The sequence below is a fragment of the Schaalia vaccimaxillae DSM 15804 genome (genome assembly GCF_000420425.1).
Classification (GTDB): Bacteria; Actinomycetota; Actinomycetes; order Actinomycetales; family Actinomycetaceae; genus Pauljensenia; species Pauljensenia vaccimaxillae.
Genome location: NZ_ATUX01000007.1, coordinates 343,771 through 369,824, shown reverse-complemented (window position 1 = coordinate 369,824; position 26,054 = coordinate 343,771). Strand labels below are relative to the sequence as shown.

The following is a 26,054-nucleotide window of genomic DNA, read 5'->3' as shown; positions in this document are numbered from 1 at the left end:
GCGTTTAAGACAGGCCTTACTCGCGATCGGTGTCAACGACATCGACTCGAACGGGGCCGCGTGTGGACAGCGCACTCATCACGGTGCGCAGCGCACGGGCGGTACGACCGTTGCGTCCGATGACACGGCCGAGATCTTCGGGATTAACCCGGACCTCGAGCAGCTGTCCCCTGCGCATCGAGCGCGGGGAAACCTGAACGTCCTCGGGATGGTCAACGATTCCGCTAACCAAGTGCTCCAACGCGTCTGCGAGCATGCTCAGGCTTCCTCGCCAGCTTCCTCGGAGGCTTCCTCAGCGGGAGCCTCTTCGGCGGAGTCGGCATTCGCCTCTTCCTCAGCCTTCTTGGCGGCTTCTTCTTCGGCCTTCTTGGCTGAAGCAGCAGCCTTGCCCTTTTCGGCAGCAGATTCTGCAGCCTTGATGGCCTCTGCAGCCTGGGCGGCCTTGTCAGCCTCGGAAACCTCGACGCGCGAAACGGCGTCTGCCTTGCCGTTGAACTTGGCGATATCGCCGGTCAGCACGAGCAGGTTACGCACCTGGTCGGAAGGCTGAGCGCCAACGCCAAGCCAGTACTGAGCGCGATCTGAATCGATCTTGATGATCGACGGATTCGGCTGTGCGTCGTAGATGCCGATCTCTTCGATGACGCGGCCATCACGCTTCTTGCGTGAATCGACGACGACGACACGGTAGGCGGGAGCGTGGATCTTGCCCACGCGCTTCAAGCGGATACGAACTGCCACTGTTGTGGTCACTCCTGTTTCGATTCGGTGTGGGCATCGAGTCGTCAAGGTGGGAACACAAGTCGACCGTCAACCCGGGACACGATCAAAGGAGGCGAGAGGGTCCTCCAAAGATCGGGTACAGCTCACGATTGTGCCACGAAAAGACTAGGATCCCCAATCTTTGCGACTCTCCGCGGACAAAATCCTGCGTGGTATCCCTCACGCACCCTCGCGCAGATTCGTGGACGATGAACGTATGACTGCTGCACACCCGACTCACGAAATCATTCATACCCTCACCATTATCGCCCAACAGGCGGCGCTCTCGGTGTCGCCGTACTTGCGTGATGCCGTGCGAAAGGGCACGTCCTTCGAAACAAAGACGGACTTTCATGATTCGGTGACAGTTCACGATCGGATTGTCGAGCAGGCTCTGAGAGGCATTCTTGGCAACGCGGTCCTAGGCTCCCTGCTTTTAGGTGAAGAGGCAGGTTTGAGTCAGCTTAGGGCGAGTGATTCTCTTCCAGATCCGGTAGCGATTCCATCAGACCAGGAGTGGTCACAGACTGCAGAAATCGTTGCAGACTTAGGTGAACATGTGAGGTGGATCGTCGATCCGATCGATGGCACATCTAACTTCGCTGCGGGAATGCCCTGGATCAACACATCGATTGGTGCGGAATACGACGGGCACATTGTTGCAGGGGTGGTATATGCCCCGCTCATGCGTGAGCTCTTTTGCGCTGACGATCAAGACGCGTGGTACGAGACGCCCGACGGTAGTGGCCCTCTGACAGCCGATGGGCTTGATTGCAAGGGTCGCGCGGTACTCAATAACTACTATCCGAGTAGGAAAGATCTGAAGGTGAACCCCAAATTGCAATTTCCCACGACTTAGCATTGCTTTGCGCCTACCAATCAACCCGTAGGCTCGGAGCCTACGCCCTCAACCTGTCCTATGTGGCAGCCGGCTGGCTCGGCGCGACAATGGAACTGACATTCAAGCCGTGGGATGTTGCGGTAGGAATCCATATCTTGCGTGTCGCAGGAGGGACGGCGCTCAACGTTGACACCGGAAGCGGTATGCCCGACGGCCTGCGCAGTGCCCTGGTTGCCTCTGGCAACGGCTTCGACGCCACAACAGCGCAACGCGTCCTCGAAGAAGCACTAGCGTCAGTCGATCACACATCCCGATAGGACGACCGTTCGTGGTCCTGCTATGGCCTGAATGTCTCGGCGCGGATCCTCTTGGAGGATTACAAGGTCGGCGGTTGCTCCTTCGTAAAGGGCGGGTAGTCCCATCGCTCGGCGCGTCCGCCAGGTGGCGACATCAACGATACGGGAGGGCGCCATCCCCCATTCCTGCCACATCGCCAGCTCTTTGAACACCGTTCCGTGGCGTTGGAAGCCTCCTGAGTCGGTGCCCAGAACGAGTTCGACACCCGAATCGACCAACAATCCAAAGTGCTCGCGGCGATGTTCGTACATCTGACGCATGGTGGCTGCGTACACCGGATACTTTGCTCCGGCCTGAGCAGCAAAGTCCTTGAAACGCTGTACTTGAAGAAGCGTTGGATCAACGAGCACCCCTTGTCGGACAGCTTGATTAAGCTGATCTGCATCCATGCCCGATCCGTGTTCGATGTCATCGACTCCAGCGTCTAGCAGGTCGTCGATAGCACGGTGAGAAAACGAGTGCACCGCTACTCGCGCGCCCTCGTCGTGCGCCGCCGCAACAGCATCAATGACAACCTTGCGGTCCCAGAGTGGATCAAGATCTGAATCCACGCCGTTGGAACGATCGATCCAGTCTCCGATAATTTTGACCCAGCCATCGGAATTCTTGGCCTGCTCGGCCACCAGAATCGGTAGATCTCTCTGGCTCGTTGCCTCGATCGGAAGATCGCGGAGATAGCGTTTGGGCCTGGCTAAGTGCCTGCCCGAATGGATGAGAATGGGAGCCAGAGCATCCGTTTTCATCCAAGAGTTATCTACGGGGACCCCACAATCTCGAATTGCCAAGACGCCTGAACGCAACGTATCTAAAGCGTGCTGACGTTGTTCGTCCTGGCCAACAGGGCCTTCATCACCAATGCCGAGATGACAATGAACGTCGACCATCCCCGGAATCGCATACCCCGTCACAGTAGGAGTAACGCTCGCATGATCTGCCTGCAGGCGGCGAACCTGGCCCCTGTCGATGTTCCAGATACCGTCAACCCATTGGGAGTCTTGGTCAGGTCCCTGAGCCCACAGCATGGATCCGGCGAAAATCATCGTCACTTCCCCGAAAGCATCCGCTTGATATCGTCGGGCAAATCGTCCATTGTCGGACGCGACTGTTCCTGTACTTGAGGAACACCGAAAGCCGAACCTGAAGGAGCTGACGAGGATCGCTGATCCGGCGGCAGAAGCGCCTCAAGTTCTTGCTGTTTACGTTTAGCCGGGTTACCCGAGCGAGCTTTCTTTTTCACCTTCGCACGGGCTGCCTGAGCCTTACGCGCGTTCGCTTTCTGTTTGGCTTTGCCGCCGGCACCAGGCAGAGCACCCATACCGGGCATCCCACCCATCTGCCCCATCTGGCCCATCATGTCGCGGGCCGCCTCAAATCGTTTGACGAGACCGTTGACGTCACTAACTGTCGTTCCCGAGCCACGAGCGATTCGCGAACGACGCGATCCATTGAGGATTGAAACGTCAGCCCGCTCAGCCGGAGTCATCGAGCGAACGATGGCCTCAACACGGCTGACTTCGCGCTCGTCAAAGTTCTCAATCTGATCACGGATTTGGGCGGCACCAGGAATCATGCCCAGCATCTTCTTCATCGATCCCATCTTGCGGATCTGTTGAAGTTGCGACAGGAAATCGTCAAGGGTGAGTTCGCCGGCCATTGCTTTGGCTGCGACTTTCTCTGCCTCCTGCGCGTCCATGCGCTTTTCTGCCTGCTCGATGAGGGTCAGGATGTCACCCATATCGAGGATTCGACCCGCCATACGATCGGCGTGGAAGCGTTCGAAATCGTCAAGCCCTTCGCCTGTAGAGGCGAAGAGAATCGGAGCTCCTGTCACTCCGCGCACCGATAGCGCTGCACCACCGCGAGCGTCGCCATCGAGTTTGGACAGGACAACACCCGTGAAGCCGACGCCATCGCGGAAAGCCGTGGAAGTCTGTACGGCATCCTGACCGACCATGGCGTCCAGGACAAACATGACTTCGTGCGGGTTGACGGCCTGGCGTATGGCGATGGCTTGGTCCATCATCTCCTGGTCAACACCCAGGCGGCCTGCCGTATCAACGACGACGACATTGATGCCGGATTGGCGTGCAAACTCCACGCCTGAGCGCGCAACCTCCACCGGATCGCCAACGCCGTTGCCAGGCTCAGGGGCCCAGACTTTAACTCCGGCTCGCTCCCCCACTACCTGCAGCTGTTGGACAGCGTTCGGGCGCTGAAGGTCTGAAGCAACCAGCAGAACAGTCTTTCCCTCTTCGCGCAGCCATTTACCGAGTTTTCCAGCCAGGGTGGTCTTACCCGCACCCTGGAGGCCTGCGAGCATGAAGACGGTAGGCCCAGAGGAGGCGAAATTGAGCTCGCGTGTTTGACCACCCAGGATCTCGACGAGTTCGTCGTGAACGATGCGCACCACCTGCTGGCCGGGGTTGAGTGCCTGTGAACGGGCAGCTCCGTAGGCCTTTTCGCGCACCTGCGTGGTGAACTGTCTGACAACGGGTAATGCGACGTCAGCATCAATGAGGGCTCGGCGAATCTCCGAGATTGACTGATCGACGTCGGATTCGGTCAGCACTCCACGTGAGCGAAGTTGCTTAAACGACTGTGTTAAACGATCGGACAGGTTTCCGAACACTTGATGAACTCCCGGTTGATGTGAGGGAAAGAATTTCGAGGACTGCGATTAGGGTAGCGCACCCTGGGGCCATCTCCTCGTGTGGGTTTCAGTCCCCGATGATTGCGTCAACGAAACCTTGGGGGTCAAAGGGCGCAAGATCGTCCGCCCCCTCTCCTAGTCCAACAAACTTAACGGGTACGCCCAACTGACGTTGGACGGAAACAACGATCCCTCCCTTGGCTGATCCATCAAGCTTCGTCAAGACGATTCCCGTGACACCGGCTACCTCGGCAAAAACTTCAGCCTGCTTGAGTCCGTTTTGTCCGGTGGTGGCATCAAGGACGAGGAGGACTTCGTTCACAGGTGCTTGTTTCTCCATGACACGTTTGACCTTGCCAAGCTCATCCATGAGCGTTGACTTGGTTTGAAGACGACCAGCGGTATCAACCAAGACGACGTCTACGGAGCGTCGAGCCCCCTCTTTGACTGCGTCGAAGGCAACCGAGGCGGGGTCTGCTCCTTCACGGTCGGAGCGAATAACATCCACTCCGACTCTGTCGCCCCAGGTGCCGAGCTGATCTGCGGCGGCCGCGCGGAAAGTGTCTGCAGCACCAAGAAGAACAGTTTTTTCTTCGGCGACCAGAAGTCGCGCAAGTTTGCCGACGGTGGTGGTCTTACCAGTTCCGTTGACACCGACCATCAAAACGGTGGCGGGCAGTGGGCCTTCGTCACTGGAGTGAGGCTGCAGGTGCAGACTGCGGTCCATTGCGGGGTCAACGAGGGCGAGGAGCTCATCGCGCAGAATCTGACGAATACGGCCCGGCTCTGATGCGGATTCGACGGCCACCCGATTCTTCAGTGACGTCATTAAAGTGTCTGTAGCTTCCAGCCCCAAGTCGGCAATGAGGAGAGAGTCTTCAATCTCTTCCCAGTCAGCCGCTTTGAGGTCGGAGCGTGCAAGCACTGCGAGGACAGCTTGTCCTAAAGTTCCAGCCCCTGCGAGTCGAGCTCGCAGGCGTTGCATTCGTGATGGAACGGATTCTGGAACCTCTATAGGAGTGGGTTCAGGGGCGGCTTGGACCGCAGCAAGATCCTCGTTCGCAGGTGCTGGGCCTGCACGGGGCGCGGCAGTCGAGGAGGTGTCCTGGGGCGCCGGAGCGTCGGCCTCTTGAACGACAGGCGTTTCGCGTTGCGGCTGAGCGATATCGCTACTGTCGGGCGTGCGCGGTTTGCGAAGGACGAGGACGACCATGCCGATTGCCAATACGACAATCCCGATGGCAATAGCAATGCCCAGTGGCTCGGTGAAGAAATTGACGAGAGAATCCATAGACACATCATCTCTCATCACGGGTGGGACATTCCACCTGTATTGCCGGCGTTAGGAACGCTCAGAATTCTTGTTTGCTTGACGAGCTTCCCAACGATCCGTCACCTGTTCGATCCGGTCAATTCCGGGAAGCCGATCAGCATCAAAGTAAGCGGACCGATCCGATGCAGACACGGCCATAAGATTCGTAAGAGTCATTTGTGTGGGATCAACATCGTCGAGCGCCGAGGGACGGTCGCCCTTTTGGTGCAATTGTGCGTTTTGTTCGCGCAGGTGAGTTTGCCACTGCTGTGCTGGTCGTCGCACCAGAGCAAGACCAACCATCACTGACACGGCGACGATGAGCGTAATCACCATCGCGAGAATCATTACTGCCGCACCTTCAAGCATGCGTCCATCGTGACTCATCCGATCAAAAATCGACGTATTACGCTCCAGGCTTTGCCAATTCGTCACCATGAAGTCAATCACCGAAAAAGATCGGGGCACGAGTCGCTTGACTCGCGCCCCGATCTGGGAGCTTCAGTCGAGGTAATCGCGTAGCACCTGAGATCTCGACGGGTGACGCAATTTCGACATGGTCTTGGACTCGATCTGACGAATGCGTTCACGAGTGACCCCGTAAACCTTGCCGATCTCATCAAGAGTCTTTGGTTGCCCGTCTCCGAGCCCGAATCTCATCGAAACAACGCCTGCTTCGCGCTCAGACAAGGTGTCTAAAACGTGATGCAGCTGTTCCTGCAGAAGCGTGAAGGACACGGCGTCGGCTGGAACGATGGCTTCGGAGTCTTCGATGAGGTCACCGAACTCGGAATCGCCATCTTCGCCCAGCGGTGTATGCAAAGAAATCGGTTCTCGGCCGTACTTCTGGACTTCGACGACCTTTTCTGCCGTCATATCCAATTCCTTGGCGAGCTCTTCGGGAGTGGGTTCGCGTCCCAGGTCCTGAAGCATCTGGCGCTGGACGCGGGCGAGCTTATTGATGACCTCGACCATGTGCACGGGAATACGAATTGTGCGCGCTTGGTCAGCCATTGCGCGAGTGATGGCCTGGCGGATCCACCAGGTGGCATACGTGGAGAACTTGTATCCCTTGGTGTAGTCGAACTTTTCGACAGCGCGAATGAGACCCAGGTTGCCCTCTTGGATGAGGTCGAGGAATTGCATGCCTCGTCCGGTGTAACGCTTGGCGAGGGAAACAACCAGGCGCAGGTTCGCTTCGAGAAGATGATTCTTCGCTTGCTGGCCGTCTTGCGCTAAGAAGTGCAGTTCGCGACGCTCTTTAGAGGTCATCGAGTCAGCTTCATTCTTAAGTTTGTACTCAGCATATAGGCCCGCTTCGATGCGCCGAGCGAGGTCAACTTCCTGTTCAGCGTTGAGCAGAGAGACCTTACCGATCTGCTTGAGATAATCCTTGACCGGATCTGCTGTCGCGCCTGCTACGGTCACCTGCTGGACAGGTTCGTCAGATTCATCGGAGTCGGAGACAACGAATCCGCCCTTGACTTGAATACCCGCAGACGTCCGCTCACGCAGAGCGGCGCCTTCATCGCCCTTGGGATCGTCTGATTCGTCCTCGTCAGAATCGTCGGAATCTGCTTCTTCGTCGTGCTCGTCGTCTTCGGCGTCAGAATCCTCTTCGTCGTTGACATCGAGGTCTTCTTCGGTCAGTTCAATATCGTCGTCGACGACATCAACATCTTCGTCCTCGATGGTCTCATCGACAAGATCGTCTGCCTTTGCTGGTTTTTCATCCGCAGGCTCAGCGTTTTTCTTCGCGACGCTCTTACGGGAGGTGCTGCCTTTCTTTGCAGCAGTGTTTGCAGCGCCAGTTGATCGACGAGAAGACGTCTTCTTAGTGGGAGCCGCAGCCTCTTCTGTGCTGACCTTTTCTTCCGCGCTCTTCTTCTTAGAAGTGGCGGCCTTCTTTGAGGAGCCAGCAGTTTGGCGACTCGAAGCGGAGGATTTCTTTGAAGCGGTAGCTTTCTTTGTGGCTGTGGTCTTACCAGACGCAGCTGCCTTGGCAGTGTCTACAGCCTCGCCAGTTTCTGTTACGGCAACGGCATCGCCTGATGTCTTCTTGGAAGCGCTTGTCTTGGCGGCGCGAGATGCACTCACACGTGTCCCTTTCTGAGCGGGCAGGAGTAGTGCCGAATGAGTCGCATCGGCAAACAATTGACCATTATAGTCCTAAGATTCGCTGATGCCCTCCCAAATGCCACGCAACGAGGGCTTGAATTAGGCCACGGGCGTTGACTATTAGCTGAAATCTCCGTAGCTGCAATGATCCAGCTGGGCTAATCTGTCGCCATGAGTTCTCTCAAACTCCGCTTCGCTCAGCTGCGTCCAGAGATTGATCGCGTAACTTCACATGCTTTGGATGATGCCTTGTCATCCTTCGAGGCTCCCCAGGCCGGCCACCACTTCTATGCGGCCGCCCACACTGCGATCACCGGTGGTAAACGTTTGAGAGCACTTCTGGCCCAACTCGGCGCCTCAATAGCCCAGAAGCAGCCTTTGACCGCTGCGCCAGTACTCGACCTCGGTGCTGCACTTGAGCTGTACCAGGCGTCCGCCCTCGTCCATGACGACATTATTGATCACGCTCCAACTCGCCGCGGCGTCCCAACGACACACGTCCACTTCGCGAATCAGCACGGGGACCGACGCTGGATCGGAGACTCTGACGAATACGGGCGAGCAGTTGCAATCTTGGCAGGCGATCTTCTTTTTTCTGCTGCTGAGCTGGCGATCTGCCGCCAAGGTTCCCAGCTGCCTTCGCAGCGCGCATTAGCTCTCATGTCGGCGTATTCAAAAATGCACGCAGAGGTCGCCTACGGACAGTTCCTCGATGTGGCGGGTGAACAAATTCCTCTCGATCCCCTCAACGATGCTGCAGTCGATGCTCAAAAGGCTCAGCAAGTTGTACTGCATAAGTCAGCGAGGTATTCCATCGTTCATCCAATGCTCCTAGGGGCTACCGCGGGTGGTGCACAATCAGATCTATTAGCGGCTCTTGAAAAAGCACTGACTCCTTGGGGCATTGCCTTCCAACTGCGCGATGACGAACTCGGAGTGTTTGGAGACCCGCAGATCACGGGCAAGCCTGCAGGTGACGACATTCGTGAAGGTAAGCGAACGGTGTTGCTGGCCTTAACGTGGGCGTACGCAACCCCAGGAGAGCGCGAAGCTCTATCAAAGATCATTGGCCGCTCGCATCTGACCGAAGGCGACGTGGCAAGAGCCCGAAGCATCATCGATGAACGAGGCCGCCGTCGCCACGAAGAGATGATCACGGAACTTGTCGAGTCGGGAGAACAGGCGCTACAGGACCCGATTTTCAACGCTTACGACAACTCCGATCTGGCCGAACTAGCGCAGATTGTTGTCCACCGACAATCATAAGGAACCCCTAGTCCACAACCGCGCACTACTCACGTTGGCCTTTTGACGAGCAATCTGCGGCAGGCCAGCATTGCTCACTAGAAGGCAAGGGTCGAGGCAATGGCATTGACCCTGTGGTGGCGTCCAGCGATCAGCGCATCAATAGGCTTGCACCCCAATTCGTCCTGCTCTGTGTAGAGCCATGCCACCGCCTCTTCTTCAGTGAAGCCGTCATCGGATAAAAGGGTCAATGTTCCAGGCAGATTGAACAGCGGCTCCCACCCGTTGTCTCCTTTAACAAGGATCTCCGACGGAATGTAGGCAGTACCGCCCTCTTTCTTGGCGAAGAGAATACGATCTCGCACCAACTGTTTAATTCGGCGGGCTCCAACACCCAACAAACGGCCAGCTTCTTCAAAAGTCAGCAAAGTCTTATTTTCGCTCATAGTCATACCCTATCTGCGGCGTTGGCGCCTCGTCTTGACAGGCACGCCGCACAAGCACACCGCAGACGCGACATTGCTCCCATAGAATCCGAGTCGTGACTGTACGCCCGGACGAGCCTGCCGAACAAGGCGCCCCCTTGCATGAGCCTGAGGGCGGCGATGATCATCCCCTCGAATCCGGATCCGGCGTCGAATCTGCATTCAAGGATCCCCTGATCGGCCTCGTCGTCGACGGCCGTTACCGGATTGAATCGCGACTGGCACGTGGAGGCATGGCCACGGTCTACATCGCTCAAGACCAGCGCCTAGAAAGGCCCGTGGCACTCAAAGTCATGCACCCCCACCTAGCGGAATCTGCCGACTTTGTCACCCGTTTTCGCCGTGAAGCCCGATCCGCAGCGAGGATCGTTCACCCCGGCGTCGTCTCCGTATTCGACCAGGGTGTCGTCCACGGCCAGGGCTTCCTCGTCATGGAGCTGGTAGACGGAACAAACTTGCGGGCTCTTTTACAGGCCCAGGGGGCCTTCACCATCTCCCAGTCTTTGCGCTACGTGCAAGACATTCTCGAAGCACTCAGGGCTGCCCACCGAATGGATGTCATCCACCGCGACATCAAACCCGAAAATGTTCTTCTACCTTCTGATGGTCCTGCCCGCGTAACCGATTTTGGCCTGGCTCGCGCGGCTTCGGAAGTCTCGATGTCATCTACTGGCTCGATGCTCGGCACAGTGGCATACATTGCCCCTGAGACCGCCGCCTCAGCCACTTCGGATGCACGTACCGACATTTACGCCGTGGGCATCATGCTCTACGAGATGCTCACCGGAGCTGTTCCCTGGGAAGGTGAAACTCCCCTTCAAATCGCCTCGCATCATGTGCGCGATGAAATCCCACTGCCATCGCAGTCTCAGCCGTGGATCCCCCGCGAGATCGATGACCTCGTCGGGTCATTGGCTGCCCGAGATGCCCAAGAACGTCCAAGCGACGCCCAGGAGGCCCTTGATCTGGTCGCCCGGGCCGCGGCTTCTGTCCCCCAAGATATCGCCAGCAGACGCGCGGATGTATTGCCACGCAACCGTGATTCCAGTACGACTAAAACAACGGCACTGTCTGTAGCGGGTCTGACTACGGCATTGCCGTCAGTGACTCAAAGTTCCTCCCAAGCGGTTGTCCACACGTCGGGTGCTGCAAAGTCCCCGGCGCTGGCTGAGCCACACCGCAAGTCTCGTTTGCCGCGTATCCTCACGGTATTCCTCGTCCTCCTCATTGCTGGAGGCGCTGCAGGCTACTGGTGGTGGACGGAATACGGGCCAGGCTCGTATCTCACAATGCCCGCTACGAACGGCCGCGACTCTTCCGCCGTTCAATCTGAGCTCGAAGCGATGGGGCTCGAAGTTCTTGTCGAACAGCAATTCTCAGATGACATTGACACTGGAAAAGTCATCTCTTCTCAGCCTGAAGGTGGGGCGCCCGTTCATAAAGATGCTGAAGTAAGACTTTTCGAATCTAAAGGCGTCGACATGAAGAGTGTGCCGGACTTGGCCGGGTTGACACAAGAAGAAGCCAAAGAGGTCCTGGAGAAAGCAGGTTTGGCTCTCGGAGGTGTCGAGAAGGAATATTCCGAGGACGTGGCGCAAGGACTGACACTGAGTCAGGGACAAAAAGCCGGATCGTCAATTCCCCATGACACCGCGATTGATCTGGTGGTATCTGCTGGACGCAAGCCTATCGAGGTGCCGGACATCTCTGGTTTAACCGCTGACGCAGCTCAGGCGGCCATCGAAGAATTGGGGCTCGTGGCTACACCCTCACAGGCTTTTTCTGATTCGGTTGCCGAAGGCACGGTTATCTCCCAGGAAACACCCTCAGGCCAGGTTTTGCACTTGGGCGATTCCGTGTCATACACAGTATCGAAGGGACCAGAGATGGTGCAGGTTCCTGACGTCACCGGCAAACAACGCGACGAAGCCCTATCAATCTTGCGTAATGCCGGCTTCGAGGTGAGTATAGAAAATGTTTTAGGCGGACTCTTTGGCACTTCACGCTACACGGATCCGCAGGCTGGAACGATGGCGAAACGAGGATCAACCATCACCCTCTATGTCGTGTGATCTGGGCGTTTATTTGCCAACACGGCTCAAGTACTGTGCAACTTGGAATGCCATCTCCAAAGATTGCTGGTGGTTAAGCCTGGGGTCAACCAACGTTTCATAGCGCTTTTGCAGGCCCTCGTCATCAAGGTGGAGCGCCCCTCCGACGACCTCAGTGACGTCGTCTCCAGTCAACTCGACGTGGATGCCGCCAGGAACCGTTCCCGACTGCTCATGGGCCTCGAAAAAGCCTCGCACTTCGTTCATGATCGTTTCGAAGCGCCGGGTCTTGTAGCCGGTCGACGAGGTGATCGTATTGCCGTGCATTGGGTCGGTGATCCATGTGACCGGTCTGCCATCGGCCCTCGCTGCTTCGAGCAGCACAGGTAGTCGGTCGCGAATCTTGTCGGCACCCATACGAGTAATGAAAGTTAAACGTCCTTCTTCGCCGTCAGGATTGAGACGGTCCATCAGGCCAATCATCTGTTCAACGGTGGTGGTAGGACCAACTTTGACACCGATGGGGTTGTGGACGCGAGCCAACAATTCGATGTGTGCCCCGTCAAGGTCTCGAGTTCTCTCCCCTGCCCATAGGAAGTGTCCAGAGCAGCAATATGCTCGCCCCGTTCTGGAGTCCGTGCGGGTCATGGCCGACTCGTATTCGAGCAGTAGAGCTTCATGGGAAGAGTACAAGTCTACTTCGCGCAGGGAGTCAAAATCCACGCCTGCGGCTTCCATGAATTTAACAGCTCGGTGGATTTCTTCAGCAATGGACTCATAGCGCACATAGGCAGGGTTCGAAGTGAAACCGCGATTCCAGTGGTGTACGAGCCGCAGATCCGCATAGCCTCCCTTGGTGAAGGCGCGAATTAGATTGAGCGTCGAGGACGCATGGTGGTACATATCCATGAGTCGGTGAGGATCAGGCACTCTAGCCTGGCTCGTGAACTCGTAGGAGTTGACAGCGTCTCCGCGATAGCTTGGCAGGGTCACTCCGTCACGGGTCTCCATGTCGGAGCTGCGAGGCTTTGCGTATTGACCTGCGATCCTACCGATCTTGACCACCGGCAAAGATGCACCGTAGGTGAGCACAACCGCCATCTGCAGGAGCGTTTGGATCTTGAGGCGAAGATGATCCGCTGTTGCTTCTTCGAAAGTTTCCGCGCAGTCACCGCCCATAAGGACAAAAGCCTCACCTCGCGAGGCCGCGCCAAACCAGCTGCGCAGATCATCAACTTCTCCAGCAAACACCAAAGGAGGTTGACGGCGTAACTGCTCGGTCACGCGACGTACCTCTTGAGCGTCGGGGTACGCAGGCTGCTGAAGAGCTTCATGGCTGCGCCACGTATCCCAAGGCGCATTGGCTGATGCGTCGGGCGATGACAGATGCTCGGGCTCGGCGCGCAGCGGCCCAGAAAAGAGGCCGCTGCGCGCGTTCGCCGAATTCGAAGAAGGAGGGTTCACTTGGCTGCGGGCTTCACGTCCTGGCCAATCTCGGACATCATGTCGAGGAACCACTGCTGGGAAATGTCAAAGGGCTTGCCACCGGCAATGCGCGGGAAGGCAATCGCGCATAGACGATCACCGTTCTCTTCGTCGTGCCCGATGACACCGGACTCGCCCTTGAGAGCGCATTCGACCGCCAGGTCGGTCATCGACTTGATCAAACGAAGATCGTCGGCATTTGCACGCGAGGAACGTGAGAAGTAGCCGGACTTTTGGACCATGACTTTCTCGGCCTCGATCTTGGAAGCGAATTGCTTGGCGAACCACTGGCCAGGGTTGATGGTGTCGAGCTTGACGTGACCGAAAGGATCGCGCTGCACTTCGATGCCTGCAGCTTCCATCTCAGCAATGATTTCGGGGACGCCAGCACCCTCGGACAGGAAGATATTAACGTTGCCCTGCTCATCCATGATGGTCTTGAGACGTGCAGCTTCGGCATCGATGTCGAGAGCCATTTCAGGCAGGAAGACAGCGTGGATGCCCCAGCGTTCCTTCGACAGACCGATGGAAGGCACCCACTGCTGGGTCTTGAGCCACTCGTGGTATTCCTTCGATCCTGCTGCGGTCAGCCAACCGCAGTGGCGTCCCATGATCTCGTGGATGATGAGCATACGAGGGTTGGAGCGGTGCTCGCCGATAATGTTCTGGGAGTACTCGCAGACCTCTTCGGCTGCGGTCCATGCACCCAGGGACTGACGAATCGGAATCACGTCATTATCAATGGTCTTGGGTAGACCAACCACGGTCAGGTGGTAGTCGTTTTGTTCGAGGTAGGCGGCGAGGTCGGCAGCGGTGGTATTGGTGTCGTCTCCACCGATGGTGTGCAGAACATCGACACCGTCTTTGCGCAGCTGTTCAGCTGCTTTTTCAAGAGGGTTTTCGCCCTCGGCAACCAGGCCACGCTCAACGAGGTTCTTCGCGTTGGTCAGCTTGACGCGAGAATTGCCAATCGGAGAGCCGCCAAAACGATGGAGAACAGCAGCGTTCTTACGGGCTTCATCGTCAACGACCACAAAGTTGCCGGTGAGCAGACCGTGGTAGCCATTTTGGTAGGCAATGATTTCAATATCGGGAGCGATCTCGTTGTAACGCTCGATCAGACCTCCAACGGCGGAGGACAGGCAAGGAGCGAAACCGCCTGCGGTGAGCAGGGCGACACGGCGGACCGACATGGATGACACCTTTCAACCAGGATGTAATTCGCACGGACCGGTGGTCCGCGCACGACGCTAACCAGTTTACTCATCAACGCCGCTCACGCGTCAGGTCAGTCGTCCCACGGACGGAACCTGTGACTGTTAACGCGGTTGTCTATTCGTTGTGCTCGCCTTGGGTGCGGCCTTCTGGAGCTTCGGGAACCTCGACCTCAGGCACGCGCCGGCCACCGGGAGCAGCTCTGCCATTAGAGGGTACAGGACCATCAAACTCACCAGCTTCTGCGAGTTTGGCTTTGACATCAGCCGCGTAGAGATCGACATATTCCTGCCCAGACAGCAGCAGGAGGTTGTACATGATTTCATCTGTAATAGACCGCAGGACGTAACGATCCTTGTGCATGCCCTTGTAACGGCTAAAGTCCAAAGGCTTTCCAACGACCATTCCAATGTTGGTACGTGAAGGTACGCGCTGACCGATGGGCTGGGCGACATGAGTGCCGATCATGGCAACGGGAATGACGGGAGCTCCAGAGAGCAAAGCGAGCCTGGCTACGCCGGTTTTACCGCGATACAGTCGTCCGTCCGGCGACCTCGTACCCTCGGGATAAATACCGAAAAGTTCGCCCTCGGATAGACGCTTCAAACCTGCTTGCAAAGCTCCTTCAGAAGCCCGTCCCCCGGAACGATCCACCGGAATCGTTCCAACGGCTCGCATGAATTCTTTTGTCACCCATCCTTTGACGCCGGTTCCGGTGAAATAGTCGGCTTTGCCCATGAAGACCACTTCGCGGTCAAGCATCATCGGTAAGAAGACAGAATCCCAAACTGCGTTGTGATTGGAAGCAAGAATGGCTGGGCCTTCTGCGGGAATATTCTCTTTGCCGCGGATCCACGGCTTGTAAGCAGCACGAAGGACTGGGCCTCCTGTGGCCTTGAGAGCCTGATAGAACGCCACGTTGTCTCCTCAATGAAGGGGTAGATGCACGAACTAAGATCAACTCTATGCCTTGCCCCACACTGCGCTCAGTGCAAGCGCCGAAATACCCGATTCTGGGAACACTCGTGCGATCGCTAGTGCACAGGTGCGCAATCGGCTGGCCGACAGCGGGCGCGAGGGAATCCAGCTCAGCCTAGAAGACATGGGACTGCCTCTTGATGAAGTCACCTGGATCGTCCTCGATGTGGAAACCACCGGTCTGGGACGCGCCGATGAAATCACCGAGATCGGCGCCGTCAAAATGAGCCACGGCACAATCATCGACGAGTTTTCAACAATGGTCGATCCCCGCAAGCCGATCCCTCCTCGGATCACAGCGTTGACCGGAATCACCCCGTCAATGGTCGCGGGCGCACCCACAATCGACGCTGCGCTCCCCTCATTCTTGTCCTGAGCCGCCATCGATCCAACCGATCCCGACGATCACCTCATTTTCGTGGCCCACAACGCCGCATTTGATCTAGGTTTCCTCAGTCGAGCAGCTCGTCACCACGCGCTGCCGTGGCCCAAAACGACAGTCGTCGACACCTTGGCTCTAGCCCGCTTGGCGCTTCCTCGTCCCCTGGTGAGCAACCACAAGCTCGCGACACTGGCTGCCTACATGTCATCCCCAGTTGCGCCCGGGCACCGAGCACTCGAAGATGCCAAGGCAACGGCAGCGGTACTAGCAGGACTCCTTGATGCGATGGCTCCACTGGGAGTCACCACTGTCCCAGATATCACCGTTTTAGGCGAGCCTGTGCCTCACTCTCGCCGACGGCGATCCAGTATGGCTGATGGGTTGCCCGCTTCCCCAGGTGTGTATCGTTTCCTGGACGAAGATGCAAACCCCTTGTATATCGGTTCAGCTACGAGCCTCGAATCGCGCGTCCGTTCCTACTTCACCGGAGCCGAAAAACGCCGCAAGATTCAACGAATGGTTGATCTGGCAGCACAGGTCGAGTACTCAATTTGCTCGACGGTATTGGAGGCGCGCGTCCTCGAATTGCGTCAAATCCGCTACCTTCGCCCTATCTTCAATTCCGCATCGACTCGCCAAGATTCACAGCACTGGCTCACGTTAGATTCGCAGCGTCTTGAGGTGGTTTCGCGTTTGCCTCAATCTGCGCTTGGCAAAGCTCTGGGACCTTTTGGCACTCGGCATCACGACGAGACAGCTCGCAATGGCATTCTGATGGCGTGTATGCCCAGCACATTCGGCGTACACACCAATGCCGCTTTGGTGTTATCCGATTCGCAATTCGAATGGGTCAGCGCAGTTTTACAAGGACAACACTGCGGCGTTGTTGATGAATTAGAGAGTGCAATGTCAGTGGCTAGTCGAGCCGGCAACTACGAGGGCGCCGCGAGGATCCGAGAACGACTCAGCGCATACTCCACCGGAATCCAACGCCAAGACCTAACAGTCAATCTGATGGGGCCCCAAAAGTAGTATGGGGAATCCAGACCTGCGATGGACAGTGGCAGATTCACTCACAGTCCTATGGACGCTATAACCGTGGAGTCATTGTGCCCGCCTTGACCAGTCCTATCCCCTGGATTGACGCCCTGACACAAGAGACAGTGCCACCCGAGCCCGAAGTGGCTGCCAATGAAGCAAGCTGGCAGGAAACGCGTTTACTCGTGTCATCACTCAAAGATAGTCGGACACGAATCTTTTATTGGGACTCACCGTTGCCCTGGATGCAGTCGATTTTCTCCCCGATGCGTCGAAGCGATCTCCTAGAAAAAATCGAAGCCGCGTCCACACCCCCACGGACAATGCGTTGAGGATGAACGCGGCAACGACCTGGTGATCAGGATCGCGTCATGTCAATCCAGCGGTCCAAGAGATTCATACCGGCACCCTCGTCCAAAAGTGTGAGCGCACGTGTCACATGATCACCAAAAGTGTCAACGAAATTCGACGTCGTTCCCTCCAGCCGCGACCACGTCGTTAAACCTGCGGCTACGTTGAGGGCAACGGCATCGCGCACAGCTCGGGTTCCACCGCCTGAAAGGACTTCACGAGCGACAAGCGCATTTTCTTCAGCGTCTCCTCCTCGAAGGTCTGCAATCGCTGCTGGCGCCATGTCATAAAGCTCAGTCGGATCGAAGTGAAGTTCTTCAATCTGGCCATCCACGGCGTTCCAAACTTGGTTCACGTCGACGGTCGAAAGTTCATCTAAAGCGGTGTTTTGCCCTCTGAAGACCATCGCGCACGAGCCTCGCTGCGCAAAGACACCTGCCATGAGCGGAGCATTTCTCTCATTTGAACAGCCAATGACTGACGCTTCAACCTTCGCGGGGTTGGTGAGAGGACCCAGCACGTTAAATGCTGTGGGGAACCCCAATGCACGACGAACGGGAGCTGCGAAGCGCATCGATGGGTGCACGTGGTTAGCGAAAAGGAATGCGATACCTAGCGCGTCGAAGATTTCGCGTTGACGCTGAGCTGACACGTTGAAATTAACGCCCAGCGCTTCCAAAACATCAGCCGATCCTGATTGCGATGTTGAAGCGCGATTACCGTGCTTGACCAGGGGCACTCCTGCTGCAGCCAAAACGATCGAGGACATCGTTGAGATATTGACGGTCTTATGTCCATCGCCACCGGTGCCAACAATATCGAGAGCTCGTGATGGCAAATCCACTGAAACAGCATGATCGGCCATCGCATCCGCTAAACCATGCACTTCTTCAACGGTGGCACCTTTAATGTGCATTGACGTTAAGAACGCAGCCAGACGCGATTCGCCGAGCTCACCGCGCATCACCTGATCCATCACCCAATAGGCTCGGTCATAGTCCAAGTGACCGCCGGCATTGACCTCGCTAATGATCTGTGGCCATTGGAAAGCCTGATCCATCAACGTGTTCCCGCCAGGACCTGTGCAACGGCCTCTTGCAAAACGATCGGATCGAGAGGACGAGACACGATCGCAGCAGCTCCGAAGTGGGAGGCAAGCCAATCATCCTGCTGCCGAGCAGTTAAGAAAATGTAGGGCGGAACTGACTCGAGGGTGTTTTCAAGATCTCGGGCGATCGACATGCCGCCTTCCTTCTTGGATTCCGCGTCCATGATGGCCAGAGCGAGATCGTTATTTTCCATGATTTCTCGAGCACCGAAAGCCGTAGCGGCCTCGAACCACTGGATCTTCGGAGAATTTTTGGAGGCTCGCAGGCCGACACCCTCGATAACGGCCTGACGGGTGTCGACGTCGTCACTGAAGACAAGGACGTTGACAGTCTGTTCACTCACGGGAGAACTCCTTGGGTTTGAGGCAATGACATGCCCGGACGTTTCAGGAACATTGTATGCACTGATGGGCGGCTACCCCGTAGGGAAACCGCCCATCTGTGAGTCCTTGCGTAACAACCCTCTTGATGAAAGCAAACGAGGTGTCTTTTACTTGTTGGCGCTCAAAATACCGACGATGTCGACAACTGCAACCGAGGCGGCGGGGGCCTGAGCAGATTGAGACCCGTCAGCAGCACCAGTCACAGGAGAGACAATCACGAGTCGTGAACCAACGGTTTGACCATCGAAGGTGATGGGGGCTCCCTCTTGGTGGGCTGGCATTGATCCAAGAGTCGTTCCCCAGGTTGATTGCTGAGTCGAAGCATCGCCGAAAAGAGAAGAAACCACTCGGTAGAGCACGTAGTCGTCCTCGCCAATGCTTTGGCCCGTGCCCTTGAGGAAAGTAACCACCGATTGATCGGTCGGCACGGCAGCAGCCTCGGCATATTCGATAGTGGGTTCAACTCCCGCTTCTTCACTCACCGTCAGACCATCAACGAGAGTTTCATCGGTACGCTTCGCATCTTTGAGGAAGGAGGCCTGTGGATCAACGCTTGACGAAGAGTCAATCAGGTCAACAACGAAGACGAGAGTCGAACCAGCCGGAATGGAGCCCTGAGCCACGTCGCCGTATCCCCACTGCGAGGGAATGACAATCTGGACGCGGTCCCCTACGTGTTGGCCAGCTAAGCCATGTGTCCACCCGGGAATGACTTGGTTAAGTCTGAAGGATGCGGGCGTTCCCGACTCGAAACTCGATTCGATTTTGGTGCCGTCCCATAAAGCCAACTCATAGTTGACCAGAACAGTGTCCTCAGCGGTGATCTCCGCTCCGTCACCCTCGTGCAAGGTCTTGACGGCCACGGTTGTAAAGTCGTCGGTCTTACCCGCTTCGATGGTGGGGTCTTGCCCAAACTCGTGCGTATCGACCTTCGGGAAGTTGCCTTTACCCGAGCGATCAACTTCGACGCTGTCAGCGGAAGCTGACTGGGCCGACTGGTCGGCATCAGTATTTGATGAGCATGCGCTCAGTGAGAGAGTCAGGCAGAGGGCTGCTGTCAATGAGGCGAGGCGACGCATAGGATTCTTCATAGGCTCAGTGGAAAGATTCTCCGCAGGCGCAAGTGTTCTGCGCGTTCGGGTTGTCGATTGTGAAACCTTGACGCTCGATCGAGTCGGCAAAGTCAATGCTGGCACCGTTGAGGTAAGGAACGGACATACGGTCGACAACCACCTCGACGCCATCAAAATCGCGGACAGCATCGCCGTCGAGCAAACGGTCATCAAAGTAGAGCTGGTAGATCAGCCCTGAGCAGCCACCGGGCTGAACTGCGATGCGTAGTCGCAGATCGTCTCGGCCTTCCTGCTCGAGCAGACTTTTCACCTTGGCCGCTGCGACATCGGTGAGAGTCACCTCATGAGTCGGAGTCTCGATAGTGGATTCGGGCATGATTGCTCCTTAGTCCTTTTCATTCAGTCAACATCTCAACCCTACGACCGCTGGCTGGGAGTTTCCATACAAAGAGGGGCGCGAGGTCTGTGTGAGTGATTGAAGCCTCACTTCAGGTATCTGAACGCGGGGCCCAGGTATGAGCAATACGAGCACCCATGTCTTCCAATCCGGACGATCCGTGCGTGGTCATCACACCGTGGATACCCCATTCGGCTTTTTCGTGATGAGAAAGGGACGACTCGACCCCCACTGCCACAACGGGAACAACATAGCGTTGAGCCAATTCAGTGACGGCATCCAAAGTCGCTTCGGCCAGCTGGGGGGAATGCAAATGCGGCTCAGCAATGATCACGAGGTCGACCTGAGCCATGTCTTCTCGGATCGTGCAGTTAGAGATCAGGAAGTCTCCCGTTGGAACAATCAGTCCGCCCAACGCGGCAACAATTGCTCCAATGCCTCCCCCAGCTCCCGATCCTTCAATCCGGCCAGGATGCGTCTGAACTACCTCTTGGTTCTGTGCGGACAGAGGAAGCAACTGTTTCTCAGGCCATTTCAGACCACTGGTCAGGGCGGATGTCAGCTCGCGATCCTGAGTCGTGCGGGCACTAAGGTCAACACCGACGGCGAGGACAGAAGCCATCCCCAGGAGAGGCCTCCTTGTGGAGGCTGCCATCACTAGAGGAGCGTGACCTAGTCGAATGCGGGCCTGATCAAGGGCCTCGATAATGAACTTACTTTGAGTTCGAGGCGCACCACTATCGACGTCGATCCCCGAAATCACCGACAAGAATCCCAGACCAGCATCGACATCAATGTTGTGTCCGCCCTCGATGACGACGGCTTTACCCGCATCGACGGCTTCAAGGACAGCGTGACCTGCCTTGCGCGTCGTTTCTTCCCAGACAGCAACACTAATCGGACACCAGTCAATGTCAGCGGCTGATTCCAAGGATGGCCCAAAAGCCGGGCCCGGCCCCAATGGGTGGATGATGACGTCCCACTGGGGTCGAGTGCGTTGAAATCCCCGAGCGAGGAGTTCGAGTGCTCGCCGAACAGATATCTCCTCTTGATCCCCACCGTTCCAGTGCCCGGTGATGAGGACTCTAGGGCTCACAGATCACCCAGGCGGGTCAATAGGATGGACTCAGCCAGAATCGCTGCCTTCAGATCTGAAATCGACTGGGATTCGTCCTCGGAGTGAGCATTTGTCATCGGATCTTCAACACCGGTGACAACTACCTGCGCGTTGGGGAAGAACCTCTGGAAGTCAGAGATGAAGGGGATAGATCCGCCAACCCCGATATTGACTGAGGGTACGCCCCATGCCTGCGTTAAGGACTCATGCAGAAGTTTGGTGACGGCAGAGTCCATGTCCGCCTGGTAACCGGGTCCCGCATCCAAGTCTGAGACCTCGACCCGAGCGCCGAAAGGAGCATGATCTTTCAGGTATGCGACGAGAGTATCCATTGCTTCACGAGGGTCTTTGCCCGGCACGGTGCGCATCGAGAGGCGGAAACGAGTGTGGGGCGAGATCGTGTTGGAGGCATCCTCGACCGGTCGTGCATCGAAGCCGATGACAGTGATCGCAGGCTTCGTCCAGGTCCTTGCTGCAAGATCACCCGTACCCGCTAGTTCAACGCCGTCGAGCAAACCTGCCGCGGCGCGGTATTCCTCTTCGGGCCACTCCACATCTGCGGTGTCCACTCCCCCGAGCCCCTCAATGGCAACGTCGCCATTTTCGTCGTAAAGGGAAGCGATGAGCATCGACGCACAGGTAACCGAATCAATAATTGGCCCACCGAACATCCCCGAATGGACGGCATGGTTGGCAATAGTGACATCAACAGTCACGCAGCAATTGCCACGCAGAGACGATGTGACTGCAGGCTCCCCTACCTTCCAGTTATCCGAATCTGCCACGACGATGACGTCGGCTTGAAGCTTCTCTTGGTGAGTTTCAAGGAACGTCGTAAAGCTTGGAGACCCGATCTCTTCCTCACCCTCAATGAAGACAACGACATTGACGGGAAATTGGTCTGCCAAGAGGCGCATCGCACCCAGGTGCACGATGATGCCTGCTCCGTCGTCAGATACTCCTCGTCCATACATGCGATCGCCACGTATTTCAGCAGTGAAAGGATCCGAGGCCCAGCGAGCCACGTCACCGGTCGGCTGCACATCGTGGTGGGCATAGAGCAAGACAGTGGGAGCGCCCTCAATCACGGGACCTCGCGCTACTACGGCAGGCTTGCCTTCGATACCGTCTTTCGTTGTAACAGAGAGAATCTCAGCATCGAAGCCAATAGCGGCAAAGCGATCACGCACATGGGCCGCACTTGCAGCCAAATCATCTTGGCGTTTGGGATCAGAGGAAATGGAAGGAATGGCGACTAGAGCCGCCAGTTCGTCCAGGAGAGCCGGGAAAACGGACTCTAGACGCGAGCGTAGGACTTCAATGTTCATGGTGTTGTCTGTGTCAGTCATGAGGCCACAATAGTGGAAGTTGGTGAGCCAATCGGCTTCAATCAGCTAGCCTATTGGGGTGTCTGACCAGAAGAAGAACTCCGAGAAGTCCTCATCCTCCACGTCCTCGGCGGGTGATCCGCATCGTAAAGGCCGTCCGACGCCCACGCGCCGACAAGCCGAAGCGCGCAACAACCGCCCCCTAATTCCCGCTGATCGCAAGGAAGCCAAACGCCAGGCCAGAGCTAAGCGAGACGAGGCATTCCAACGCGAACAACTCGCCCTGGCCACCGGAGATGAGCGCTACCTTCCCCTGCGCGATAAGGGCAAGGTGCGGCGTTTCATTCGCGACTGGGTGGATGCACGTTGGTCGTTTTCTGAGTTCCTTTTGCCTGTGATGGTGCTCTTCCTCGTGGTGATGATGGCGGTGTCTCTCATCCCGAATCTTGATGCGACTGTTGCTTCGTATGCGATGGTGGGCGTCACTGTCGTCATGTACGGGCTGTTCATCATCGCAGCCATTGAGGCTTTCATAGTGTGGCGTAAAGTCAAAAAGCGTATCCATGAAACGTATCCCAAAGAAGAGATCGTTAAAGGTAGCTGGTACTACTGCTTCTCGCGCATGATCATGGCGCGTCGGTGGCGCTCCCCCAAACCCCAGGTTGCTCGCGGCGAGTTCCCCGGAAAGTCATCGAAGAAATCCTGATCTGCATGGAGCTTTCGAGGGCTCTTCGCATAAGCGAAGGGCCCTCTCTTCATTTGCCTGATCCTATCCACAAGTGACCTGCACGAACTTTTATCCACAGATTTTCTTTCTCTTGTAGTCCGTGTTCACCTCCTGGCTCAAGACTGAACACAACGCAGTCAACAAGGAAGGAAAGGCCATCGTGCTTCACTCACTGAGCTCAAAGCAGCAAGCCCGGGTCGAATTGTCACGAGGACTCTACGGCCATTCCGGGTGGCTCCAAGACACAGGAGTCTGCGATCTTATCGCGCCATATATGACTGGCACACGAACTATCGACTACTGCCGTTTTAGTGATCTGACAGGCGAGGACATCCACACCCTCGTCGATATTTTGCCGAAAGAAGCTTTGCTAGACCGGCAAAATAACGCCCCTACCCTGGGACAAATGCTCACGGTAGCTCAGGGCTCAATTCCAGTCTTCTTAAGCGGATACATCATTACTGCGCCACGTTGGGACGAAAGAATCACCGTCGATTCGATAATGCTCGTATCACCCGATCCATATTGTGATGATCGAAGCGAAGGAGATCGGCAGGATTGGTGTCGAGTACTCGAAGAACTCGACTTACCCAGGGACACCATGATGCCTGATGAATTTCTTCGCCTTCCCTATTCGCCAAGCTCAGGGTCCGCCTGGTGGATGTGGTGGGACTGAAGCGCCTAATCTAGGACCATGATGATTCGTCGTGCATACACCTGGCTCTTCGACCACTTCATTTACCGAACGGATCCAGAACGGGCCCACCATCTGGGTATTAAAGCAATCGAATTGGCAGGTAAGGTTCCGGTCACCAGGGGGCTGATGCGAGCAACCATGGGCTACGAGGAACCTTTCTTTTCTGCCTCAATTCCCAGTGGGCACCCGAGTCGAGAAATCACTTTAGGCAATAGAAGGGTGCGTGGACGTCTCGGTCTAGCCGCTGGCATGGACAAAGATGCCCAGGCGGTGCTCGGCCTAGATGCCCTCGGTTTCGGCTTCATTGAAATCGGGACAGTGACCCCCAAGGCACAGCCTGGAAACGATGCGCCACGCCTATGGCGTCTGCACGGCGAGCACGGTCTGCGCAATCGCATGGGCTTTAACAATGACGGAGCTGACGCAGCAGCTGCACGATTGCGCGAGTTGCGCTCCACAAAAGCCGGTAGGGCGGCAATTGTGGGTGCAAACATTGGAAAGAACAAGACGACGTCAGAAGAAATGGCTGCTGGCGACTATGAGTACTGTGCGCGCATCCTGTCCCCCTGGGTTGACTTCATCGTGGTGAACGTCTCCTCACCCAATACGCCCGGACTTCGAGACCTTCAATCAGTCGATGCCCTGCGGCCAATCTTGCAGGCGGCCGCGCGCGGTATTCACGCTTCGGTCAGCGACCGACAGGTGCCACTCTTTGTCAAAATCGCTCCTGATTTGAGCCCCGAGGACATCATTGAGATTGTCGAACTAACCAAGGAGCTCGATATGGCCGGAGTCGTTGCAACGAACACAACGATCGACCATGACCTGGGTGAGGGAGGAGTGTCAGGCGCCCCCCTTTACGACAAAGCCTTGGACGTTGTGCGCCTCGTCGCAGACCACCTGGACGATGATCAGATACTCATCGCAGCTGGCGGCATTTTCACTGTCGAGGACGCGATCAGAATGCTCAACGCGGGTGCTGATATGGTTGAAGCCTTCTCTGCGTTCATTTATCAGGGGCCCAGCTGGCCAGGTGAAATCAATAGAGCACTGTCGCAGTACTAATCATGCTCATTCCCCTAGAATCTTCCGACCTATCAGCCGATCCAAGACTTTCTGACTACACCCGTCTCAAAGACGTGAAGTTACGCTCCGCCCTCGAGCCTGAGCGCGGCCTCTACATGGCCGAGTCCACGAATGTCATCATGCGAGCACTTGAGATTGGACACCGACCACGCTCGTTCCTCATGTGCGAAAAGTGGCTTCCTGACCTCGCTCACCTCATTGAGATGTCCACGGGGGCAGCAGATGGAGGCGCCGTCCCCATCTTTGTCGCGCAAGAGGAGTTGTTGAAACAGATCACTGGATTCCATCTACATCGCGGCGCATTGGCAGCAATGCAACGACCACAGTTACCTACCGTCGACGAGCTTATCGCAACAGCCCGTCATGGCTCACCGGCCAGGAGGATCGTCATCCTGGAAGACTTAGTGGACCACACGAATGTGGGAGCTGCTTTCCGCTCCGCTGCAGCCCTGGGAATCGACGCGGTCCTGGTGACTCCGCGCTGCGCCGATCCCCTCTACCGGCGTTCAGTACGTGTATCAATGGGAACTGTTTTCCAAGTGCCGTGGACCCGCATCGAACAATGGCCTTCATTGGACACACTTCACAGTGCAGGATTTACAGTCGCCGCCCTCGCATTGTCGGATGACTCAATCTCCCTCGATGAGTTCGCCGTATCTGCAGCATGCACTGATCCAAGTTCGCGCGTTGCCCTCGTCATGGGCACCGAGGGCGACGGCCTAAGTGCGCGGACCATCACCGCCTGCGACACGGTGGTTCGTATCCCCATGTCAGGGGGCGTCGACTCCCTCAACGTTGCGGCTGCTTCGGCAGTTGCTTTTTGGGCCACGCGCCACGTCGGAACTCAAGCCCTTTAATGGGCTGGGA

At 56.6% G+C, this 26,054-nt stretch carries 26 protein-coding genes and 1 pseudogene; 10 read left to right on the top strand and 17 right to left on the bottom strand.

The window, feature by feature from the left end; all coding sequences use genetic code 11:
• Positions 1–16: 16 nt before the first annotated feature.
• Together G439_RS0106635 and rpsP are read right to left on the bottom strand one after the other, a co-directional pair.
• Positions 17–256, bottom strand: a complete 240-nt coding sequence (locus G439_RS0106635) for an RNA-binding protein (RefSeq protein WP_022868405.1) — start codon at positions 254–256, stop codon at positions 17–19.
• A gap of 2 nt (positions 257–258) precedes the next feature.
• Entirely contained in the window at positions 259–741 is a 483-nt protein-coding gene (gene rpsP / locus G439_RS0106630; RefSeq protein WP_026459478.1) for a 30S ribosomal protein S16, read from the bottom strand.
• 238 nt (positions 742–979) lie between these two features.
• Here rpsP and G439_RS12185 point away from each other — a divergent pair, with 238 nt between their 5' ends.
• A complete protein-coding gene (locus G439_RS12185; RefSeq protein ID WP_022868403.1) occupies positions 980–1,621 on the top strand; it encodes an inositol monophosphatase family protein in 642 nt (213 codons plus the stop codon).
• A gap of 2 nt (positions 1,622–1,623) precedes the next feature.
• Complete coding sequence (locus tag G439_RS12835) at positions 1,624–1,920, top strand: inositol monophosphatase family protein (protein ID WP_022868402.1); 297 nt, start codon at positions 1,624–1,626, stop codon at positions 1,918–1,920.
• Here G439_RS12835 and G439_RS0106615 read toward each other — a convergent pair.
• From G439_RS0106615 to G439_RS0106595, 5 genes are all read right to left on the bottom strand, one after another.
• Positions 1,897–3,000: an amidohydrolase family protein gene (locus G439_RS0106615; RefSeq protein WP_022868401.1), complete on the bottom strand. Its 1,104-nt coding sequence runs from the start codon at positions 2,998–3,000 to the stop codon at positions 1,897–1,899. The genes G439_RS12835 and G439_RS0106615 overlap by 24 nt on opposite strands.
• Before the next feature lie 2 nt (positions 3,001–3,002).
• Positions 3,003–4,589, bottom strand: a complete 1,587-nt coding sequence (gene ffh, locus G439_RS0106610) for a signal recognition particle protein (RefSeq protein WP_022868400.1) — start codon at positions 4,587–4,589, stop codon at positions 3,003–3,005.
• A gap of 88 nt (positions 4,590–4,677) precedes the next feature.
• On the bottom strand, positions 4,678–5,901 hold the full coding sequence (gene ftsY, locus G439_RS0106605; RefSeq protein ID WP_022868399.1) for a signal recognition particle-docking protein FtsY: 1,224 nt from the start codon (positions 5,899–5,901) through the stop codon (positions 4,678–4,680).
• Between the two features lie 51 nt (positions 5,902–5,952).
• A complete protein-coding gene (locus G439_RS11425; protein ID WP_165544527.1) occupies positions 5,953–6,390 on the bottom strand; it encodes an ABC transporter in 438 nt (145 codons plus the stop codon).
• A gap of 33 nt (positions 6,391–6,423) precedes the next feature.
• On the bottom strand, positions 6,424–8,019 hold the full coding sequence (locus G439_RS0106595) for an RNA polymerase sigma factor (protein WP_022868397.1): 1,596 nt from the start codon (positions 8,017–8,019) through the stop codon (positions 6,424–6,426).
• Positions 8,020–8,211: 192 nt separating this feature from the next.
• Between G439_RS0106595 and G439_RS0106590 the strand changes: the two genes are divergently transcribed.
• Complete coding sequence (locus G439_RS0106590; protein ID WP_022868396.1) at positions 8,212–9,306, top strand: polyprenyl synthetase family protein; 1,095 nt, start codon at positions 8,212–8,214, stop codon at positions 9,304–9,306.
• A gap of 77 nt (positions 9,307–9,383) precedes the next feature.
• Here G439_RS0106590 and G439_RS0106585 read toward each other — a convergent pair whose 3' ends face one another.
• On the bottom strand, positions 9,384–9,737 hold the full coding sequence (locus G439_RS0106585; RefSeq protein WP_026459477.1) for an Rv2175c family DNA-binding protein: 354 nt from the start codon (positions 9,735–9,737) through the stop codon (positions 9,384–9,386).
• Between the two features lie 89 nt (positions 9,738–9,826).
• Here G439_RS0106585 and pknB point away from each other — a divergent pair, with 89 nt between their 5' ends.
• Positions 9,827–11,842 (top strand): Stk1 family PASTA domain-containing Ser/Thr kinase, encoded by a 2,016-nt coding sequence (gene pknB, locus G439_RS0106580; protein WP_022868394.1) that lies wholly within the window; start codon positions 9,827–9,829, stop codon positions 11,840–11,842.
• A 9-nt stretch (positions 11,843–11,851) separates the two neighbouring features.
• On the opposite strand, the gene G439_RS0106575 is transcribed toward pknB, so the two are convergent.
• From G439_RS0106575 to G439_RS0106565, 3 genes are all read right to left on the bottom strand, one after another.
• Positions 11,852–13,228, bottom strand: a complete 1,377-nt coding sequence (locus G439_RS0106575) for a class II 3-deoxy-7-phosphoheptulonate synthase (RefSeq protein ID WP_051125738.1) — start codon at positions 13,226–13,228, stop codon at positions 11,852–11,854.
• A gap of 53 nt (positions 13,229–13,281) precedes the next feature.
• Positions 13,282–14,499 (bottom strand): pyrophosphate--fructose-6-phosphate 1-phosphotransferase, encoded by a 1,218-nt coding sequence (locus G439_RS0106570; protein ID WP_022868392.1) that lies wholly within the window; start codon positions 14,497–14,499, stop codon positions 13,282–13,284.
• 139 nt (positions 14,500–14,638) lie between these two features.
• The gene (locus G439_RS0106565) at positions 14,639–15,439 is read right to left on the bottom strand and encodes a lysophospholipid acyltransferase family protein (RefSeq protein WP_022868391.1); all 801 of its coding nucleotides are present in this window, start codon (positions 15,437–15,439) and stop codon (positions 14,639–14,641) included.
• A gap of 184 nt (positions 15,440–15,623) precedes the next feature.
• On the opposite strand from G439_RS0106565, the pseudogene G439_RS12775 reads away from it, so the two are divergent.
• Both G439_RS12775 and G439_RS11420 read left to right on the top strand, forming a co-directional pair.
• Positions 15,624–16,136: pseudogene (locus tag G439_RS12775) on the top strand (3'-5' exonuclease); the annotation flags it as partial.
• Between the two features lie 30 nt (positions 16,137–16,166).
• The gene (locus tag G439_RS11420) at positions 16,167–16,913 is read left to right on the top strand and encodes a GIY-YIG nuclease family protein (protein WP_341532749.1); all 747 of its coding nucleotides are present in this window, start codon (positions 16,167–16,169) and stop codon (positions 16,911–16,913) included.
• A gap of 364 nt (positions 16,914–17,277) precedes the next feature.
• Here the strand turns inward: G439_RS11420 and trpD are convergent, their stop codons facing one another.
• From trpD to G439_RS0106530, 6 genes are all read right to left on the bottom strand, one after another.
• Positions 17,278–18,330, bottom strand: coding sequence for an anthranilate phosphoribosyltransferase (gene trpD, locus G439_RS0106555; protein ID WP_022868390.1), 1,053 nt, complete (start codon positions 18,328–18,330; stop codon positions 17,278–17,280).
• Positions 18,330–18,722: a response regulator gene (locus G439_RS0106550; RefSeq protein ID WP_022868389.1), complete on the bottom strand. Its 393-nt coding sequence runs from the start codon at positions 18,720–18,722 to the stop codon at positions 18,330–18,332. The genes trpD and G439_RS0106550 overlap by 1 nt, the downstream gene beginning before the upstream one ends.
• A gap of 147 nt (positions 18,723–18,869) precedes the next feature.
• Entirely contained in the window at positions 18,870–19,853 is a 984-nt protein-coding gene (locus G439_RS0106545) for an FKBP-type peptidyl-prolyl cis-trans isomerase (RefSeq protein WP_022868388.1), read from the bottom strand.
• A gap of 4 nt (positions 19,854–19,857) precedes the next feature.
• Positions 19,858–20,211: an iron-sulfur cluster insertion protein ErpA gene (gene erpA, locus G439_RS0106540; RefSeq protein WP_022868387.1), complete on the bottom strand. Its 354-nt coding sequence runs from the start codon at positions 20,209–20,211 to the stop codon at positions 19,858–19,860.
• Between the two features lie 112 nt (positions 20,212–20,323).
• Positions 20,324–21,328 (bottom strand): glycerate kinase, encoded by a 1,005-nt coding sequence (locus tag G439_RS0106535; RefSeq protein WP_022868386.1) that lies wholly within the window; start codon positions 21,326–21,328, stop codon positions 20,324–20,326.
• On the bottom strand, positions 21,325–22,698 hold the full coding sequence (locus tag G439_RS0106530) for a dipeptidase (RefSeq protein ID WP_022868385.1): 1,374 nt from the start codon (positions 22,696–22,698) through the stop codon (positions 21,325–21,327). The genes G439_RS0106535 and G439_RS0106530 overlap by 4 nt, the downstream gene beginning before the upstream one ends.
• A 58-nt stretch (positions 22,699–22,756) precedes the next feature.
• Here G439_RS0106530 and G439_RS0106525 point away from each other — a divergent pair, with 58 nt between their 5' ends.
• From G439_RS0106525 to G439_RS0106510, 4 genes are all read left to right on the top strand, one after another.
• A complete protein-coding gene (locus tag G439_RS0106525; protein WP_022868384.1) occupies positions 22,757–23,383 on the top strand; it encodes a DUF3043 domain-containing protein in 627 nt (208 codons plus the stop codon).
• A gap of 181 nt (positions 23,384–23,564) precedes the next feature.
• Entirely contained in the window at positions 23,565–24,080 is a 516-nt protein-coding gene (locus G439_RS12175) for a hypothetical protein (RefSeq protein ID WP_131333555.1), read from the top strand.
• Positions 24,081–24,101: 21 nt separating this feature from the next.
• Positions 24,102–25,166 carry a quinone-dependent dihydroorotate dehydrogenase gene (locus G439_RS0106515; RefSeq protein WP_026459473.1) on the top strand — a complete coding sequence of 355 codons (1,065 nt, stop codon included), beginning with the start codon at positions 24,102–24,104 and terminating at the stop codon, positions 25,164–25,166.
• A gap of 2 nt (positions 25,167–25,168) precedes the next feature.
• The gene (locus G439_RS0106510; RefSeq protein ID WP_022868381.1) at positions 25,169–26,044 is read left to right on the top strand and encodes a TrmH family RNA methyltransferase; all 876 of its coding nucleotides are present in this window, start codon (positions 25,169–25,171) and stop codon (positions 26,042–26,044) included.
• Positions 26,045–26,054: the final 10 nt, after the last annotated feature.

Bases quoted from the DNA above. Each gene is read 5' to 3' on its own strand.
- G439_RS0106515 (WP_026459473.1), top strand. From the start codon at position 24,102: ATGATTCGTCGTGCATACACCTGGCTCTTCGACCACTTCATTTACCGA.
- erpA (WP_022868387.1), bottom strand. From the start codon at position 20,211: ATGCCCGAATCCACTATCGAGACTCCGACTCATGAGGTGACTCTCACC.
- G439_RS0106585 (WP_026459477.1), bottom strand. From the start codon at position 9,737: ATGACTATGAGCGAAAATAAGACTTTGCTGACTTTTGAAGAAGCTGGC.
- G439_RS12185 (WP_022868403.1), top strand. From the start codon at position 980: ATGACTGCTGCACACCCGACTCACGAAATCATTCATACCCTCACCATT.
- G439_RS0106530 (WP_022868385.1), bottom strand. From the start codon at position 22,698: ATGACTGACACAGACAACACCATGAACATTGAAGTCCTACGCTCGCGT.
- trpD (WP_022868390.1), bottom strand. From the start codon at position 18,330: ATGGATCAGGCTTTCCAATGGCCACAGATCATTAGCGAGGTCAATGCC.
- ftsY (WP_022868399.1), bottom strand. From the start codon at position 5,901: ATGGATTCTCTCGTCAATTTCTTCACCGAGCCACTGGGCATTGCTATT.
- G439_RS0106570 (WP_022868392.1), bottom strand. From the start codon at position 14,499: ATGTCGGTCCGCCGTGTCGCCCTGCTCACCGCAGGCGGTTTCGCTCCT.
- G439_RS0106545 (WP_022868388.1), bottom strand. From the start codon at position 19,853: ATGAAGAATCCTATGCGTCGCCTCGCCTCATTGACAGCAGCCCTCTGC.
- G439_RS0106615 (WP_022868401.1), bottom strand. From the start codon at position 3,000: ATGATTTTCGCCGGATCCATGCTGTGGGCTCAGGGACCTGACCAAGAC.
- G439_RS0106590 (WP_022868396.1), top strand. From the start codon at position 8,212: ATGAGTTCTCTCAAACTCCGCTTCGCTCAGCTGCGTCCAGAGATTGAT.
- G439_RS0106510 (WP_022868381.1), top strand. From the start codon at position 25,169: ATGCTCATTCCCCTAGAATCTTCCGACCTATCAGCCGATCCAAGACTT.
- G439_RS0106635 (WP_022868405.1), bottom strand. From the start codon at position 256: ATGCTCGCAGACGCGTTGGAGCACTTGGTTAGCGGAATCGTTGACCAT.
- G439_RS11420 (WP_341532749.1), top strand. From the start codon at position 16,167: ATGGCTCCACTGGGAGTCACCACTGTCCCAGATATCACCGTTTTAGGC.